The organism is Bacillus sp. HNG (assembly GCF_003400205.1).
In the GTDB taxonomy this organism is placed as follows: domain Bacteria; phylum Bacillota; class Bacilli; order Bacillales; family Bacillaceae_L; genus Ferdinandcohnia.
The window spans coordinates 65,922-82,565 of record NZ_QUQV01000008.1 but is presented as its reverse complement, the minus strand read 5'-3'; the positions used below and the strand labels follow the sequence as shown (position 1 = coordinate 82,565).

Here is a 16,644-nt window from a genome sequence, read left to right as displayed (position 1 = left end):
AGGAAGGTTCTAATAGTACCTATTTGGGGTGCAGCATCTCAAAGACTTGGAATGTTCCTGAAAAAAGGACAAGTTATCTTTATTCAATTTCTGGCATAATCTTCTTCCTACCTGCATTTACCTATTATGGGGGTGTAAGATGAGGTCATTTTTCAAAAAAGTAACATCTAGTGTGTGGGGAGAGGAACTAATTCCATCAATTGATAGGTATACTAAGACAACGCGGATTGTTGTCGGTGCTATTTTAGGTTCATTAGCCGTTATTTTTCAATCAGCGGGTATATTTACGGGTATTGGTTATGTCCTAAGCATGATGAGCACGGGTCCTCTTGTGCTTGCTAGCCTCATGTCAATCAGAATAGGTGTGATGACATACTTCGTAACTATTTTTCTATTAGCCCTGCTCCAACCAAGTGAGCTATTGGTGTTCATATTTACTACAGGCTTATTAGGACTCAGTTTAGGTATTGGTCTTAAGTATGTAAAGAAAAGCCTATTTATTATTCTATTTGCGGGACTATGTTTGACACTAGGAATAAGTTTTTTATTATATGTAGTAAAGTTTCCAATACTGGGACCATCGGTAACATCTCATTTTAATAGTATAGTAATTCTCGGGACGTTTTCCTTTTCCTTATTGTATAGCTGGATTTGGAAAAAAGTGAGCATCTCTGCTTTTAAAGTCCTCCATGCATTTTTTACCCGAAGATAGGGGGGGAAAAAGCAACATGAGCAAAATCAAACTTCTTCATCTAAAGAGTCAGAAATTCAGAGATCATTCATAGGATGGTCTTTATTTTTTGCTATTTTCGCAAACTTTGTAGTTTTTGTTATAGATATTAATAGGTATATTATTAGACACATAGGTGTTCTCTCTAGTGATTGGAGCGTATGGCGCGAGATCCTCGAAAATGCAGGCATTTTCTTCGTGCGGTGTAGTTTCAAGGAAGAAAACTCAACGTCCTGCGGGAATAACGAGCCAAGCGAGACCCCGCAGTGAGAAATTAATGTTCGAAGCCTAAGAGCGCCACGTCCTGTGGCAACGGCTTCGTGACCTACATCGTGTAGGCCTGAGGAGGCTTGAGGATCGCCCGCGGAAAGCGAGTGCCAGAAGCGGAAATCACCCTAGTTCCACCAATAAACTTTAAGTTATTAATAACAATCATTTAGAAAATAGCCTTATATTTTATAAGGATTATTTGGCAAATTATGTTAAAGTTAAGCTAGAAAGCTCTTATGTCGAAATAGGTGAAATATAGGTGTTTAAGGGCAAGACTGTTATTCAGAAGAGTAGATTACGGAAAGGAATTTATCAATGGAAATAAGACTTGCTGAGACAAAAGATATTAAACAATTAATAAGGATGCGTTGGGATTTCACAATTGAGTATGATGAAAGTAAAAAGAATGAATCATACGATGACTTTGAAAAGGAATGTCAACTATTTTTAGAGAAAGCAATGAATAGTGGTCAATGGTTCATCTGGGTTGCGGAGGATCATGGGAAAATTACTTCTCATATTTACATAGAATTGATTCAAAAAGTTCCACGCCCAGGTAGAACAACCTATCCATTTGCTTATATGACAAATGTTTATACCGTTCCAGAATATAGAAATGCGGGTATTGGAAGTAAAGTGATAAGCACAATCAATGAATGGATTAAAGAAAACAATTTTGAATTTGTTATTGTATGGCCAAGCGATGAATCGATTCATTATTATCAGAAAAATGGATACGTTCATTGTACGGAGCCCATGGAGTATTTCCCTTCTTAAAATACCGGCTTCGCGGCATATTTGTTAGCAAATGCTCTACTAATCATGGGTGGTTAAGTGAATGTTTAAAGGGGGAAGTTTGGTGAAGAAAGCGATCTTAAATTATGATGATTTATTAGAAATGTTGGATGACTTTTTACGAGAGCCAAAGGAGTTTTGGGAACATTTTTATGAGGATCGAACCAAGGAGATTCCTTTTTTTAAGGTAAATGGACCTGATGAGAATTTAGTAGAGTACTTTAATACCGGACTTGCTCCTAGACGTGTGTTGGAAGTGGGATGTGGACCCGGGAGAAATGCGATTTATATGGCTAAAAACGGTTGTAAAGTAGATGCTTTAGATATTGCCGAAAACGCAATAAATTGGGGAAAGGAAAGAGCGGATGCGGAAGGAGTAAATATTGATTTTCACTGCACATCTCTTTTTGACTTTGAATTCGAGCCACATTCTTATGATTTTATATATGAATGTGGACTATTTCATCATTTAGCCCCCCATAGACGTTTAACCTACATCGAAATCATAAAAAGAGCTTTAAAGCCAGACGGACATTTTGCACTTGTTTGTTTTAATACAGATGGAGCATTGGCCACATCCGATTGGGATGTGTATAAAGAGAAAAGCCTAAAAAGAGGAATAGGCTATAGGGAAGAGAGACTAAGAGAAATATTTGAAACGGATTTTACCATTAAGGAATTTAGGAAAATGAAAAAGATTATACAACCAAATGACGTATTAGGAGAAGACTTTCTCTGGACAAGCTTGATGCAAATAAAAAATTAAAGTGAAAAATAGCGTTGTTCGACCTATTGAATTGAGTTAATCAGTTACCTTGTATTTAGAAAGGATTGCACACGTGAATGTTGAAGAGGTGTGAAAATTGAAAACGAGAAAAGAAGTAATTGAATACTGTTTGAACTTGGAAAACACTTATGAAGATTATCCATTTAATGATAAAAACTGGACATTAATGCGACATAAAGAAAACAATAAAGTTTTCGCATGGATATTTAAAAAAGAGGACCATATTTGGATTAACCTGAAATGTGAACCCGATTGGTTGGATTTCTATCGACAGAATTATTCTTCAATAGTTCCTGCTTTTCATTTTAATAAAGATCATTGGAATTCCATTATTCTTGATGGTACCATTCCAGAGGGAATTATATATGATCTGATTGGACGTAGCTATCATCTAACGAAGCAAAAATATAAGGCAAGGTAGTTTCAAATTTCTAGAGGAAAAATGGTCTAATTTAAACAGATAACCCAAATAAGGGAAATTCATTTTTTGTTCATTTTTTATCATGAAATTTGCTTATAGCAGCAGTTGCAACAGCTGCTGCGAAATCGCCAATTACACGTAAAATTCCAATAATAACATCCACTTAATCAGCTCCTTTATATAAGTAAATTCAGGAAGGATTAACGCTTTTTTGATTTAAGTTGTTAAGCTAACATACCAGAATTCTTATTGGACTTTTAAATGAACTTTCGGATAAAAAAGTAAATAACAATGGAAACAACCGCAAAAATAAATCTAACTATTTTACCATTCTTGTTTATCGCTGCCTCAATAAGTAATATTGCCGCCAATAAAACCCATATCTTCTCAAGAAAAAACATCCCAATTAATGTGAAAAATGAAAGTCCAAATATAGGAAGTACCATAATGAATGATAATAAAAAAAGTGCACCTAAATAGGATAGTCTTGTTTTAAGCGAATATCGTTTATAATATGAGAACGCTAAGAAGCATATAACAATGAATAAGGAAATCCAATGTATAATCATCTATAATCCTCCGCACTAAATATAAAATGATATTTTTTGTAATAACCAATACTGCAGTGAAATAATCAATTCCAACATAATTCTTTAACAGAACCATACATTTAATAAGGAAAATCGGATACAAATGTAAGCAGTTATTCAACTAATAAGTGCGGTGATCTAAGAGGATTAACCCTTTAAGGATAAGCACAAGAGAAGTTTATTCCTTTTGGACTTTGCAGGTAGTTTATGAAATCTATTATTCATTTTCACTAACTGCTAACACCCAGTTATTACATCTTATTAAACTACCAATGGGATATTCAAAATCACATTCACCGATAAGCGAGAAACCGAGCTTGCGGCAAATTGCATTAGAAGCGGGGTTGGTGATTTTAGGGAAAGCATGAATGAAACTATGCTTCTTTTCAGAATCAATAGTAGCAATGGCTTTGGCTGTTGCATTCGTAGCTATCCCTCTGCCTTGATATGATGCTAAAACACTCCAACCTATCTCATAAACAGGTTTACCCTGCCAAACCGTATCCCAATAGCCGACACTACCAACGGCTTCGAGATTTGGAAGTAAAAGAATCTTAAACATACGTCCAGTTCCCTTTTCTGCGATCTCACAGTAACGATTATGACGAGCTATGACTTTTTCCTCTGTCTCGGGACCTCCAAAGTGTACTGTCATCTCAGGAGCATTTAGAAGATGAAGTAAATTGAGATCGTTTTCAACCCATGGTTCAATCCTTACTTCTGGGATATTTCTTTGTTCCAAAATGTCACACACCCCTTGTTTGTATGCCTGACTGTACTGTACTGTACTGTAGTGGTTGGTAAAATATCTAACAATTCAAAATACTAATGACTTATATTTTATAGATATACATTTTTTTAGTCAATTTATTTTTTAAATACGATGGCAAATCATACTGAAGACAAGGGTTCTTTTGTTGAATAACAAATATAAACGTAGGCTATTGAATGTCGTACAATTGTTTCATAGACAAAGGAGGAGGTTATTGAAGTTTATAGAAATTATTAATTTAGCCAAACAGTCAAAAATTCATTAATAGGAGTGAGAAAGGGTGGAACTTAAACAACAAAGGAAAGGGAAGTTAGGGCAAACTATTCAAGTACGTTTAGTCTCCAATTTTAATGTATCGCAGGAATATTACCGTGATGTACTTGGATGTAAAATTGATGATTGGGGGCACGCGGAGCGAGACGGAATGACTATTATTCTTCAACAGTCAATTTCCCCAGAAGATGTACGACCAAACGCTATATCAAAAAAGCGTTTAGATTATCCTACAAATTGGGAAGGTCCAGAATTTGGATGGGACACGTTTATTCATGTTAGTTGGGATGACTTGGACTCCCTAGTTGAAGAAATTCGAGGAAAAGGTGGAAAGATTGCAGCCGAGCCATTTACAGGTACACACGGCAAATGGGAGTTTAAAAATACCTGCATAAAAGACCCTGATGGATACAATATCGTATTAGGTTCTATGCGAGAAATTTAGTAATAATCTTAAACTCGTTTTCACATATCTAAATAATAAATCACTTTTTTGTTCAACTAAAGGATGCAAGAGTTCAACTAGGTGCGTTAAATGGATTATCATTTTAAAAAGATTGCTATAAAAACAGAGAGTCATATTAAGGGGTGGAGAGACCCTACGCTGTTACTATCTTCTATTGGAATTGCTAGTATAGGAGACTTTTTTAAACCCAGGAGGATTAAAAAATGGACAATCGAGTTTTATCCACGGAAAGGTTAATGTTAAGAAGGATGAACGAAGAAGATACTAGAAACTTGATGGAAATCTTTTCAGATCCTATAGCAATGAAGTATTATCCTTCAACCAAAAACGAAAGTGAAACAATAGAATGGATTAAATGGACCCAAAAAAATTATGATGATTATGGAGTTGGTTTGTGGATTGTTGAAGATAAAGTAACTGGGGAATTTCTTGGACAATGCGGGATTGTACCTCAAGAAGTAGATGGTGTGATGGAGATGGAGATAGGTTATTTATTTGTCCGGCGTGCTTGGGGCAATGGATATGCAACAGAAGCAGCTTTAGCCTGTAAGGATTACGGATTTGAGCAATTAAAATTAAGTAGGATGGTCTCATTACCTGATGTAAACAATATTCCTTCAACTAAAGTAGCAGAACGAATTGGTATGCAGGTGATGAAAACAATAAACAAATGGGGAAAAGATGTGTATGTTTACTCTGTGTCTATTTAAAAATAAATGGTTGTGTAAAGGTTACACTTGAAATTTCGATGGTTTAGTCATGTAGAGGCTGTCCCAAAAGTCAATATTAAGACTGGTATAGCCCCTTTGTTTTGCTTTATTCTGTTCGCATGTATGTGTAGGTAGGATCATTTTACCTTATTAGCTTCCAATGCTACCGTTTTCCTGCTCCCAAATAGATACATTAACAAAATAACAATCATAAAAGCTGCAGAGTAACTAAAAGTCATGCCATACCCAACACTTTTAGCTAAAAATCCAAGACCTACTGATCCAATAGCTAGTCCAGAATCTATAAAAATAAGTAGCATAGAATTTGCAGTTGCTTTTTTCTCAGGTGGAACAAGAGTTAATGCCCACGCTTGGATAATTGGATGGATGATGGCAAATGCGATTCCAAATAATACACCTGAAACCCAAACCATCCACATAGTAGTAGAAAAGCCTAATAAGATTAAACCTCCAGCCCCTGAAATAGCGGCTGGAATAATAAGGATTCTGTGACCGAACCTATCGAAAATTCTACCAGAAAAAGATCGAACTAATACCATTGCAAGCCCTTGTGCGATAAAAAACTGAGAAATTTTTCCGCCAACATTTATCTCTTTTCCAAACGCCCCCATAAAATTGACTGTCCCTGCAATTGTAATATAATTGAATGCTACCAGAATACATGGAAGAAGGACACGCTTATCGAACATGTACTTATAGAAAGGTTCCTTGTTTACCGCCTTTGAACTTTCTTTCTCTTTTATAACTGGATTTTTTGTGAAAAAACTGCAAACAAATGAAAATGACATAAGCCCGAGAGTTAACACCATCATGGAATGGAATGAATACTTTGCAAGATAAGAAATGGCAATCAATGGCCCCATTGTCGTCCCAACACTTGTAGACATGGCGAAAAAGACAATGCCCTCACCTAATCGAGATTTAGGAACAATCTGACTCGATATGGTAAAGACTAAAATCGTAAGCATACTAAAGCCAATCCCTTGTAGTGCTCGAATGAATATCAAAAATCCGATAGAGTCGTTTACAAAAGTAAGAGCGATCGTCCCTAAAAAATAAAGGAGGGAAATAATGAGGAGCAATTTCATATTAACTTTCTGGATAATGACACTTGCAAATAAGCGCGTAATTAGTGATGCTACCATTAAAGTTGTGGTCATGATTCCTGCAATCGCTGGATTATCACTAATAGTTGATACGAAAATTGGGAAACCTGCTGTAATCATGTAAAAAGAAGCGAACATCACTAAAGACAATAAAATAATAATGACGTATTGGTTTGTCCATAATTTACCTTTTACTTTACCCATGGTATTAGACCGCCTTTCAAGGCTATTTCTGAATATAGTGATGATTTTTACATGAGGATTGCTTTTTTATTCATGATAAATTTATTCTTCTCTTTTTTTAAAAAAATATTTAGAGTTGTTTTCAATAAATTATTAGTGCTATTGCAAAAATACGATGAATAAGATTTCTCTTCTTCAACCAATTAGCGAGTGTAAAAAAAGGACAGAAACCTTATTAAAGGATCTGTCCTATTGCTTATTCTATTCCTTTGCCAGCATTGGTTCTCCTTGTTTGGGGCCTTTTAAATTGTACAAAGGCAGGATTACGAGCATACCGAAAACAAATAAAATGGCTGCCAACTCGAACATGACAACGATTGAAAATGCCTCCTTTAAAACACCTGCAATACTCATCGTTAATACCATGGATCCTGTGAACAATGGACTAAGTGTTCCGTTCACTCGACCAATAAATTCAGCCTTGGTATTTTGAAGAATCATCGTGTTAATTCCAATTTGAATACAAGGGAAGAATAGTCCGTTAAAGAATTGGGCACCTAGTGTAATTGGCAAACTGGATGAAAAGCCAACAACTGCCATGCCAATCGCATTCGCTAACATTCCAATCATTAATAGTCTTTGTGGTGGAACTGCTTTGGAAAAAATAACAGAAACCGCACCACCTACTATCATACCGATTCCATTAGCCATTAGTAGCCATTGTAAATTCTCCTTTGGCAATATTAATTGTTCTGTTACCAGGAAGATTGTTAACGGTTGAATTAATCCTATTGCAAGCCCAGCTGCCATAAAACAAAGGCCAAGCAACTTTAGTTCTTTTTTGGAAAGGACATACCGAATTCCACTTTTCATTTCTTCAAGCAAAGTTGACCCCTTCTTCTCCCGTTCCATGGAATGGTCAGCAGGAATAAATGCCAGCATTGCCGCTGAAAGTAAGAACGCTACTCCAGTTATTGCAATAGAAGCATCGATTCCAAATTGCTGAAACACAAAGGTTCCAAGCACCGGTCCAAACACCATGAACACAGCGAAAATCGTTTGGTAAATAGACATAGCTTGTTGGATGAGTTCTTCATTTAGATGCATTTTGAATAATTTCATCCCAGAAGGCTGAGAAAATTGTGATAAAATGGCCGAAATTAAAGTGGCAAAAAAGATAATCTTCCACGATCCAATGACAAGGGTGACTAATACGGCAAACACTGAAACGGCACTTAAAATATCACACCAAATCATCGTTCTTTTTGGCCTCCAGCGATCAGCAAAGGTTCCGCCAATAAAGGAAAAGATAAAGATTGGTGCAAACTCTGCAACTGAAATCATCGACACTGCAAAAGCATCTCCATTTGTTTTTTCCATGACGAATAAAAGAACAGCAAAATTCCGAATCCAAATCCCGACTTGGAGAAATAGGGCGGAAAGGAAAATGGCTTGAACGAAACGATTTTTAAATAACGTTGACATCAAATTCCTCATTTCTGAATGTAAATTTCTGTTTAGGCGTTAATACGTAAAAACACACAAAAATTCCCATCCGTCATATTTGGATGGGAATCCTAAAAAACCATAGGAAAAGACATAGCACACACCTGTACTATTGCAACGATCTTCTTTTACCTATAAATAGATACACTAATCCCATTCAAATATGACATCGTATTTTACGATTGTACGTATGAAACCGGGATTAGTAGATCATCGCCCTATGGTCACCCTCTCGTATAGTAGTGTAATTATCTTACCTCAAGATTATTTGGACTATCAAGTATTTATTTTATTAAGTACCATGTAATTTTCTTAACACTCTAAAGGAGAGTATTTTGCTGGAGTTCTTTTAGTGGGAAAGGCAATGTTGTGGTACTATCAAAGTATCTTTCATGGATATGGATTATACTTTAAAAAAACAATGAGGAGTAAATTATGTGCAGAAACATTCGAACATTATTTAATTTTGATCCACCGGCTACCGACGAAGAGATTCATGCAGCATCTTTACAGTACGTTAAAAAGATAACAGGTTTTAATAAGCCCTCGAAGATGAACGAAGAGGCATTTAATCAAGCAATTAGTGAAATTGCTTTGGTAACTAGAAATTTGTTAAATGCATTGGAGACCAGTGCAGAGCCTCGTAATCGCGAAGTAGAAGCTGAGCGTGCACGCATTCGTTCAGCTAAAAGATTTGGACCCAAATAAATGTAGACTTTCAACCCAAAAGCAAGCCCTCCTAGTAGTAAGGAGGGTTTCCCATCAAAACATATCCGGATATAGTAGCACCATAGCATCAGAAATAGTATCTGCCATCATTCTTGCCTGCTTTTCAATTTTGTCATATACATCAATGTCTTTTTGATAATCCTTATTGATCATGAAGACAGCTTCCTGTTTTGTTAGATCTAGGTGTTCATAGAACATTTTTCTAAACGTCTCTTCAGAAATATATGGATTCCCAGTACTTAAAAACTTCGCTATGTCATCCGCGTTTCGATACCACTTTTTTTCGGCAGCCATGGCAGCTTTTTGGTCACCAGCTAACGCTGCTTTGACAAGGTCTGCCGCAATCAACAAATGATCCTTAATTAAATTTCCATACGCTGTTGCGGCCGTGTCTCCGTATAATCGACGAAACATATTCCCCATATCAGTTGCGTTTCTAAGTAGCCTCTTGAGAACAAAGTCGATGTCAGGGAGCTTAAATATTAGACTAATTATTGCCATCCTTGTCCACGCCACATGCTCTTCCCAAAGGCTGCGCAAATCGTTCCGATAGTCTACTTCAGCTTGGCTAATGCAACGATCCTTATTTAATTGGATATTTGGAATTTTAATAAACTCTCCCACTCGTAAATAATTTGGGTTTATTCCCGGATTTGCTGTAAAAATATTCTCCATCGTTGTTTTGTATGCTTGAGCCAACCTCCAAAGACTGTCCCCTGGCTGAACGGAATGTGTGTAAAAACGATTCAACTTTTGACCCTCCTTTTTAAATAAACAAGGTTTGATGTTTACTAGCATATTCGTAAAGAACCATGTAGGTGAATGTCCGAAAAAAGTCAGGGAATTAAAGATAAATAGAGGGTTATTGGATAAATTTGGAGAATTAATAAACAAAGACTTTTGGGAAGAAAAAGGATGAATAGACTAAACCTGATTACACTTGGCACAAAGGACATTGTGAGTTCGCACGAGTTTTTCAAAAAAAATCGTAGATGGGGGGAATGCCTAGAATTAACCCAAACTTCATAGGTTACAAGAATAAAAAATGAAACACTTTTAATTCAGTGAGTCCAACCAAAGGTCAAATCATATTTGGTTACAAAGGTTTTGTTTCCTGGTAACATGCATAGTTTGTTTTGAATGATTAAAAATAGGGCACATTTTATGTAGATATCAAATTCCGGAAAGGGAGTAGAAAGTATATGTTTAGTCAAGTAGGTCAAATCATGTTGTATGTCAATAATCAAGATGAGGTAGTGAAATTTTGGACAGAAACATTAGGCTTTACGGTGATTGCTGAAGAAGATAATGGCCAAATGAGATGGATTGAAATTGCTCCAAAAAAGGACGCAGAAACTAGCATTATTCTACACAATAAGGAATTCGTTGCAAAAATGTCACCAGACTTAAACCTTGGTACACCTTCCTTAATGTTTTTTACAGAGAACCTCGAACAATTACATACCGACTTATCAAACAAAAATGTAAAAGTCGGAGAAATTGTAACGATGCCTTCAGGAAAAGTATTTAACTTTGCTGATAACGAAGAAAACTACTTTGCGGTTATGGAGAAAAAATAATTTTTAAATAGTCCCTACTTTGTGTAAGGGTAGGGACTATTTGTTGCTATATACTCAGAAATAAGATTAGATTAGAAGCCAGTAATGCGCTCCTAGTAGGGATTAGTATCCTCCGCCCATGAATGAAGCACCAACAATAATTAGTAGGATGAAGAGTACAACAATTAACGCAAATCCCATTCCGTGTCCGCCTCCGTAACTCATCGATACACCCCCTCTTTCAAAGATAACATAATCTATGCATCATCAATATTGCCCGACATGGACAAGAGTGGAATTACAACTAGATTAGTATCTCCGTCTATGATGCACCACTTCAGTTCTTCTTATTGGTTTAATAATACGTTTTGTTACATCTATTACATTAATACGATTAACTTCGACAATTGGTTGGATTATAGGGTGGACTCGTCTGACAAATTCATTTCGAACTCGATATTTTGGAGGATAATAGACTGGTCTTGTACGATTCATTTTCATTTCACCTCCTCTTATCTTATATAAGATGAGGAAGTGATAGATTTTGAAACGGACAAATCCATTAGATTCTTATAAAAATAGTTTTATGAACTAGTAATAGATTACATAAAAAGTATCTAGCAACATTGCCTATTAAAGAATTAGCATCTATAAAAAAATAATCTAGCTACTTATCATAATGTACTTGAGTGGCTAAAATGATCTGCCGTGAAATCCTCCGCCGCCAAATCCTCCACCGTGATAACCATGGATACCTCCGCCGCCGTGAAATCCATGTGAACCAAGAAATCCGTGTGCTCCATGATAAGCACCGACGGGGAGGCCACTAATGGAAGGTATTACTACTGATATGTTTGAAAGTGGTGATAATTGTTGGATTGAGGGGGTATACCAATAGCCTGGTCCATATGGGGGAAATCCTCCAGGTGAAAAATACGGGAAACCATAATACCATGGATATAAAGGTTGTCGTACGTTCCTTGTGAGTCTATAATCGTTCATTATTTATACCTCCTTGAATAGTCTAATGTATTATATTTATAGTTTTAATGAGGGTGATGAAATACTGTGCTTCATCCAGCCGACTTTTATTGGTTAAAATACTGAATAATTGATTTGCTTAGCTAATTAACCTGAGCGGTATTTTTTACGATCTGTTTGACGATTGAAAGACATGCTCCTAAATAGGTAATGAACGTATATTGTGAATATCTACTATATAGGAGGAGTTTGAATTGTACTACAATCATCCATATTTGTACCATGTCTCTAACAGTTTTCACTATGGTCGGCCATATCCTAATCCAACTACGGTAAGTCCAAACTGGAGTGGAAATCATCGTATTGTAACAAGGGTAAAGTCTTTTTCCAAAGAGGAAGCTGCAGCAATTGCCTTACTTTTAGGCATTGATTTCACTAAAAGTAAGTTTGATTTAGATGAGTTTTGGATGGGAGTCAATACAGAGCTTGAACATGGAACAATATCCAGCCAATCTAATGTGACAGACGATAATCCACTTATTACTGGAAAAATTGCATTGGCTCATCTTAACGAATTTCCTGATTACTACAAAAGATTAAAGGTGCTTGAGAAAGAAGCAAAGGCTTATTGGAACAAATGATCACTCGATAAGTTGGGAAGACGACCAGTAGTGTGGTCGTCTATCCTCGTGGAAAAACATCAATATGAATTTTAAAACAATATGTTAGTATTAACGTATATGGTTAGCAAAAAAGCGATAATTTGGACAAGGGCTGTTTTATTAAAAAACTAGAAAAAATATGGTTCTACATAGGTTGAAAAAGGAGTGCAAACAATGGATTTTGAAACAGTAATGCAGGAGCTTGAAGCTCTCGGCAAGGAACGAACTAAAAAAATATACATATCGAATGGTGCAAAAGAGCCGGTTTTTGGCGTGGCTACAGGGGCCATGAAACCAATTGCAAAGAAAATAAAAATAAATCAACCGTTAGCTGAGGAGCTTTATGCCACAGGGAACTATGATGCGATGTACTTTGCAGGAATCATTGCAGACCCAAATGCTATGACGGTGGCGGATTATGATCGTTGGATGGATGGGGCGTATTTTTATATGCTATCTGATTATGTAGTAGCCGTCACTTTGTCAGAGTCCGATATTGCACAAGAAGTTGCCGATAAATGGATTGCGAGTGGCGAGGAGCTAAGAATGTCAGCGGGATGGAGTTGCTATTGCTGGCTTTTAGGAAATCGCAAAGATCATGAATTCTCCGAAAGCAAACTTTCTGAAATGCTTGATCTTGTGAAGAATACGATCCACGAATCACCAGAACGAACGAAGTCTTCTATGAATAATTTTTTATACACCGTAGGAATTTCTTATGTCCCACTACATGAAAAAGCAGCAGTAACTGCACAGGAAGTAGGTATTGTAGAAGTCAAAAGGGAGAAGAAAAAAAGTAGCTTCCTAAACGCGTACGAAAATATTCAAAAAGAACTGGATAAAGGAAGACTTGGGTTCAAACGGAAATATGTAAGGTGTTAAAAAGTTTTTCATCGGGGTGTTGATCTAAGAAGGATTGACACCCTTATCTAATTGTTTCCAATACTGTAATCTTGGAATTCGATTTAAATCTGTGTATAATGAAAAGCAATTGCATAAATGAAATGTTTTCTAGGGTTCCGCAACCGTATTGTTGGTCTGGTCCGAGAGAAAACTCACAGCACTGTGCTGTGTCACGGAGGGATAAAAGCCTGGGAGAATACTAGTAAAACAGTTTCTCTCGGGCTTTTTTGTTTGGAGCGAAAAAATTGGAGGTGTCCTATAGATGAATACAAATTGGATTAAAGTTTTTGTTGCAGCTGTTTTGGAAGTATTTTGGGTGATTGGATTGACTCATTCCTATGATTTTTGGACGTGGACTGGGACGGTTATCGCCATTATAATTAGTAACTATTTAATGATTACAGCCGCCCAAGTACTTCCGGCTGGGACGGTTTATGCCATTTTTGTGGGATTAGGAACAGGAGGTACTGTCATTGCAGACATTCTTTTCTTTGGGGAACCATTTAAATGGACAAAAATTCTATTAATCTTACTTTTATTAGTTGGTGTTATTGGTTTGAAACTAGTCACTGATGAAAAGGTCGAGAAGGGGGCTGAATCTTGATGGCTTGGTTTACTTTAATTTTAGCGGGCTTATTGGAGACATTTGGTGTTGCCATGATTAATCAGTTGTCAGTTAAGCGAAATTGGCAAACAGTCGTTTTACTGATAATAGGTTTTGGCTTTAGCCTTGCCTTACTTAGTTATTCTTTAAGATATATTCCGATGGGGACAGGTTACGCGATTTGGACGGGAATTGGTGTTGTTGGAAGTGCCATAATTGGAATGCTCTTTTATGGAGAATCAAGAGATTGGAAAAGACTAGTCTTCATCGCGATGGTTTTAGGGGCAGCTGTCGGATTGAAACTTGTCTCATAATGGGTAAAAGAAGAACAAGAAGTGACTCGTAGAAGTTAACTTGTTCTTCTTTTTTATTTGATTTGTAGCGCTTTTTAGCCTGATAAAGGTTTTATTTTTAAAAAGATTTTGAAATAATAAAAAGTGAAGGTTTTCAAGTGTGAATAAGGAGGCAACTATAATGATTCAACTTCAATACTTTGAACGCTCGGATTTTAGACAACTTATTAATTGGATAAAAACACCTCAGTTCCTGCTCCAATGGGGAGGCCCTGCATTCGAGTATCCATTAACGGAAAGCCAATTAGAAAAATATATGGAGAATGCGAATAGCAGTAAATCAGAGGTGTTGATTTATAAAGTAGTAGATAAAGAAACTGGAACTATTATTGGACATATTTCTTTGGGCAAAATTGACAGGAGAAACAAATCGGCACGAGTAGGAAAAGTATTAATAGGTGATAAAGACGTAAGAGGCAAAGGAATTGGTCAACAAATGATCAAGGAAGTCCTAAAAATTGCATTTGAGGATCTTCACTTACATAGAGTCAGTTTGGCGGTCTTTGATTTTAATCATTCTGCTATTGCTTGTTATGAAAAAGCAGGATTTATAAAAGAGGGGTTGCTTAGGGATACAGGGAAAAATGGTGAAGAATACTGGAGTGTATGGGAAATGAGCATTTTAGAGGATGAATGGGTGCAGCTAAAAACCAAAGGTTGTTAATCAATAGAATTGTATATAAATAGAATCTGGATTTTAGAACGTTCTGGATACTTTGTTGTAAAATGCTGTAGGAAATACAAAAGAAGTTATAAGATTCCTTCTTCCATGAATATACCTTTATATAGACTGTGAATGGAGGACTGATTATGGCTTTAATTGCAATTTATACGGTAGGTAGGTTAGTTCACCCATATGACCACCCTGTGTCTCGTGATTTTTATGAATTTGGGTATAAAGTAATGCGTCAGGCATATGTATCAGGATATCTAATAGAAGACTTTTCATCAGAGGCAGTGCCTAACCCGAAAGAAGAAAAAGGAAATGATTACCCTGTCGTACATTAACTGTATGGGAAAGCCTTCACTCTTTGTATCGTTTTACTTATTCAGGTAAGCATAGTCAAGCGTTACGAAATAGGAGCAGATGGATGGAACTTGATGATGAGAAGCACCTTTCATATGTTGTGTGGTGGACTGAGAAGGTGAAGGATGTCTCATGGGAGGAGGCTTTCAAGAGATACGATTACTATATTCAACATGGACCTTCGCCTTTTGCATTTGACTTTAAGAGTGCTTTTGATGAAAAAGGGAATACATATGTCCTTAAGTAGATTAAACAAATAAGAACTTGGAGCGATGAATGGTGAAAATTAATTATTCCATTGTGGATGTGTTTTCAGAAGGGAAATATACAGGCAATCCACTTGCCGTTTTTACAAACGCAGGATCTCTTTCTGAACAGGAAATGCAGCAAATAGCCAAAGAAATTAATTATTCCGAAACTACTTTTATCTTGTCTAATTTGAAAAATAATAATGGTTTTGATGTTCGTATTTTTACACCGAATGAAGAGGTTCCTTTTGCTGGTCACCCGACATTAGGAACAGCTTTTATCATTCAAAACGAAGTGCTAGAGGAACCTTTGGACAAACTTCATCTGAATTTTAAAGCGGGTCAGATACCGGTTTCGTTCGATAATCGGGGAGAAGTTCTATGGATGAAACAAAACGAACCTTCTTTTGGACAAATTTTAGATGAAAAAGTAATTTCGGATGTTTTAAACATAGATGATGAATACATAGACGATAGGTTCCCTATCCAAGAGGTTTCGACTGGCCTTCCAGTCATTGTTGTCCCTTTAAAATCACTGGAGGCAGTTAAGAAAGTAAATATGAATAGAGATAAATATTTTACGTTAATTGAACAAACGGATGCAAAAGCTATTTTGGTTTTTTCTCCGGAAACCTACCATACGGAAAATGATCTAAATGTTCGAGACTTCGCGGATTACTATGGAATTCCCGAGGATCCAGCTACGGGGAGTTCGAATGGATGTTTAGCCGCGTACTTAGTTAAATACCGATATTTCAACAATAGTGAAATTAACGTTAGAGTGGAACAGGGGTATGAAATAAAAAGACCTTCTTTATTATTTTTAAAAGCAGATGAAGACAACGGGAAAATGAATGTTCATGTAGGTGGTAAAGTAGTGAAAATGGCTCAAGGTGAATGGTTTCTATAATACTACATAAAAGTAGTGATTCATTGAGAGGAGGAATG

24 protein-coding genes and 1 riboswitch are annotated in these 16,644 nt (G+C 36.4%); of the genes, 16 read left to right on the top strand and 8 right to left on the bottom strand.

The annotated features are described in order from the left end of the window. The first annotated feature begins 139 nt into the window (after positions 1-139). From DZB84_RS15365 to DZB84_RS15350, 4 genes are all read left to right on the top strand, one after another. Positions 140-712: a hypothetical protein gene (locus tag DZB84_RS15365; RefSeq protein WP_116353151.1), complete on the top strand. Its 573-nt coding sequence runs from the start codon at positions 140-142 to the stop codon at positions 710-712. 603 nt (positions 713-1,315) lie between these two features. Next, positions 1,316-1,777: a GNAT family N-acetyltransferase gene (locus DZB84_RS15360; RefSeq protein ID WP_116353150.1), complete on the top strand. Its 462-nt coding sequence runs from the start codon at positions 1,316-1,318 to the stop codon at positions 1,775-1,777. A gap of 82 nt (positions 1,778-1,859) precedes the next feature. Beyond that, positions 1,860-2,561 (top strand): class I SAM-dependent methyltransferase, encoded by a 702-nt coding sequence (locus tag DZB84_RS15355; RefSeq protein ID WP_116353149.1) that lies wholly within the window; start codon positions 1,860-1,862, stop codon positions 2,559-2,561. A 97-nt stretch (positions 2,562-2,658) separates the two neighbouring features. Further along, entirely contained in the window at positions 2,659-3,003 is a 345-nt protein-coding gene (locus DZB84_RS15350) for an MmcQ/YjbR family DNA-binding protein (RefSeq protein ID WP_116353148.1), read from the top strand. Between the two features lie 257 nt (positions 3,004-3,260). Here the strand turns inward: DZB84_RS15350 and DZB84_RS15345 are convergent, their stop codons facing one another. Both DZB84_RS15345 and DZB84_RS15340 read right to left on the bottom strand, forming a co-directional pair. Further along, positions 3,261-3,572 (bottom strand): hypothetical protein, encoded by a 312-nt coding sequence (locus DZB84_RS15345; RefSeq protein WP_116353147.1) that lies wholly within the window; start codon positions 3,570-3,572, stop codon positions 3,261-3,263. A gap of 238 nt (positions 3,573-3,810) precedes the next feature. Further along, complete coding sequence (locus DZB84_RS15340; protein WP_411266269.1) at positions 3,811-4,335, bottom strand: GNAT family N-acetyltransferase; 525 nt, start codon at positions 4,333-4,335, stop codon at positions 3,811-3,813. Between the two features lie 310 nt (positions 4,336-4,645). On the opposite strand from DZB84_RS15340, the gene DZB84_RS15335 reads away from it, so the two are divergent. Together DZB84_RS15335 and DZB84_RS15330 are read left to right on the top strand one after the other, a co-directional pair. After that, the gene (locus tag DZB84_RS15335; RefSeq protein WP_116353146.1) at positions 4,646-5,083 is read left to right on the top strand and encodes a VOC family protein; all 438 of its coding nucleotides are present in this window, start codon (positions 4,646-4,648) and stop codon (positions 5,081-5,083) included. A gap of 224 nt (positions 5,084-5,307) precedes the next feature. Continuing rightward, positions 5,308-5,814, top strand: a complete 507-nt coding sequence (locus DZB84_RS15330; RefSeq protein WP_116353145.1) for a GNAT family N-acetyltransferase — start codon at positions 5,308-5,310, stop codon at positions 5,812-5,814. A 137-nt stretch (positions 5,815-5,951) separates the two neighbouring features. Here DZB84_RS15330 and DZB84_RS15325 read toward each other — a convergent pair whose 3' ends face one another. Beyond that, positions 5,952-7,145, bottom strand: coding sequence for an MFS transporter (locus DZB84_RS15325; protein ID WP_116353144.1), 1,194 nt, complete (start codon positions 7,143-7,145; stop codon positions 5,952-5,954). A 240-nt stretch (positions 7,146-7,385) separates the two neighbouring features. After that, a complete protein-coding gene (locus DZB84_RS15320) occupies positions 7,386-8,609 on the bottom strand; it encodes an MFS transporter (RefSeq protein WP_116353143.1) in 1,224 nt (407 codons plus the stop codon). 456 nt (positions 8,610-9,065) lie between these two features. Here DZB84_RS15320 and DZB84_RS15315 point away from each other — a divergent pair, with 456 nt between their 5' ends. Then, positions 9,066-9,338, top strand: a complete 273-nt coding sequence (locus tag DZB84_RS15315; protein WP_116353142.1) for a DUF2277 domain-containing protein — start codon at positions 9,066-9,068, stop codon at positions 9,336-9,338. 54 nt (positions 9,339-9,392) lie between these two features. Here the strand turns inward: DZB84_RS15315 and DZB84_RS15310 are convergent, their stop codons facing one another. Continuing rightward, entirely contained in the window at positions 9,393-10,109 is a 717-nt protein-coding gene (locus tag DZB84_RS15310) for a LysM peptidoglycan-binding domain-containing protein (RefSeq protein WP_116353141.1), read from the bottom strand. Between the two features lie 452 nt (positions 10,110-10,561). Here DZB84_RS15310 and DZB84_RS15300 point away from each other — a divergent pair, with 452 nt between their 5' ends. Continuing rightward, the gene (locus tag DZB84_RS15300) at positions 10,562-10,939 is read left to right on the top strand and encodes a VOC family protein (RefSeq protein ID WP_116353140.1); all 378 of its coding nucleotides are present in this window, start codon (positions 10,562-10,564) and stop codon (positions 10,937-10,939) included. 102 nt (positions 10,940-11,041) lie between these two features. Here DZB84_RS15300 and DZB84_RS15295 read toward each other — a convergent pair whose 3' ends face one another. The 3 genes from DZB84_RS15295 to DZB84_RS15285 form a co-directional block, all read right to left on the bottom strand. Further along, positions 11,042-11,143, bottom strand: coding sequence for a YjcZ family sporulation protein (locus DZB84_RS15295; protein ID WP_116353139.1), 102 nt, complete (start codon positions 11,141-11,143; stop codon positions 11,042-11,044). An 84-nt stretch (positions 11,144-11,227) separates the two neighbouring features. After that, on the bottom strand, positions 11,228-11,413 hold the full coding sequence (locus DZB84_RS15290) for a spore coat protein D (protein WP_116353138.1): 186 nt from the start codon (positions 11,411-11,413) through the stop codon (positions 11,228-11,230). 198 nt (positions 11,414-11,611) lie between these two features. Continuing rightward, positions 11,612-11,920 carry a hypothetical protein gene (locus DZB84_RS15285; RefSeq protein ID WP_116353137.1) on the bottom strand — a complete coding sequence of 103 codons (309 nt, stop codon included), beginning with the start codon at positions 11,918-11,920 and terminating at the stop codon, positions 11,612-11,614. Between the two features lie 233 nt (positions 11,921-12,153). Here DZB84_RS15285 and DZB84_RS15280 point away from each other — a divergent pair, with 233 nt between their 5' ends. The 8 genes from DZB84_RS15280 (at position 12,154) to DZB84_RS15250 (ending at position 16,606) form a co-directional block, all read left to right on the top strand. Further along, entirely contained in the window at positions 12,154-12,540 is a 387-nt protein-coding gene (locus DZB84_RS15280; RefSeq protein WP_223254468.1) for a DUF5661 family protein, read from the top strand. Positions 12,541-12,735: 195 nt separating this feature from the next. After that, positions 12,736-13,443 (top strand): DNA alkylation repair protein, encoded by a 708-nt coding sequence (locus tag DZB84_RS15275; RefSeq protein ID WP_116353136.1) that lies wholly within the window; start codon positions 12,736-12,738, stop codon positions 13,441-13,443. A 118-nt stretch (positions 13,444-13,561) separates the two neighbouring features. Continuing rightward, a riboswitch (guanidine-I (ykkC/yxkD leader) is annotated at positions 13,562-13,661 on the top strand. A 65-nt stretch (positions 13,662-13,726) separates the two neighbouring features. Further along, positions 13,727-14,068, top strand: coding sequence for a DMT family transporter (locus DZB84_RS15270; RefSeq protein ID WP_116353135.1), 342 nt, complete (start codon positions 13,727-13,729; stop codon positions 14,066-14,068). After that, positions 14,068-14,382, top strand: a complete 315-nt coding sequence (locus DZB84_RS15265; protein WP_116353134.1) for a DMT family transporter — start codon at positions 14,068-14,070, stop codon at positions 14,380-14,382. Before DZB84_RS15270 ends, DZB84_RS15265 begins: the two co-directional genes overlap by 1 nt. A 160-nt stretch (positions 14,383-14,542) precedes the next feature. Beyond that, positions 14,543-15,085, top strand: a complete 543-nt coding sequence (locus DZB84_RS15260) for a GNAT family N-acetyltransferase (RefSeq protein WP_116353133.1) — start codon at positions 14,543-14,545, stop codon at positions 15,083-15,085. 146 nt (positions 15,086-15,231) lie between these two features. After that, positions 15,232-15,429: a hypothetical protein gene (locus tag DZB84_RS25315; RefSeq protein ID WP_223254467.1), complete on the top strand. Its 198-nt coding sequence runs from the start codon at positions 15,232-15,234 to the stop codon at positions 15,427-15,429. A gap of 23 nt (positions 15,430-15,452) precedes the next feature. Further along, the gene (locus tag DZB84_RS25310; protein ID WP_223254466.1) at positions 15,453-15,695 is read left to right on the top strand and encodes a DUF3291 domain-containing protein; all 243 of its coding nucleotides are present in this window, start codon (positions 15,453-15,455) and stop codon (positions 15,693-15,695) included. A gap of 29 nt (positions 15,696-15,724) precedes the next feature. Next, a complete protein-coding gene (locus DZB84_RS15250) occupies positions 15,725-16,606 on the top strand; it encodes a PhzF family phenazine biosynthesis protein (protein WP_116353132.1) in 882 nt (293 codons plus the stop codon). Positions 16,607-16,644 lie beyond the last annotated feature (38 nt).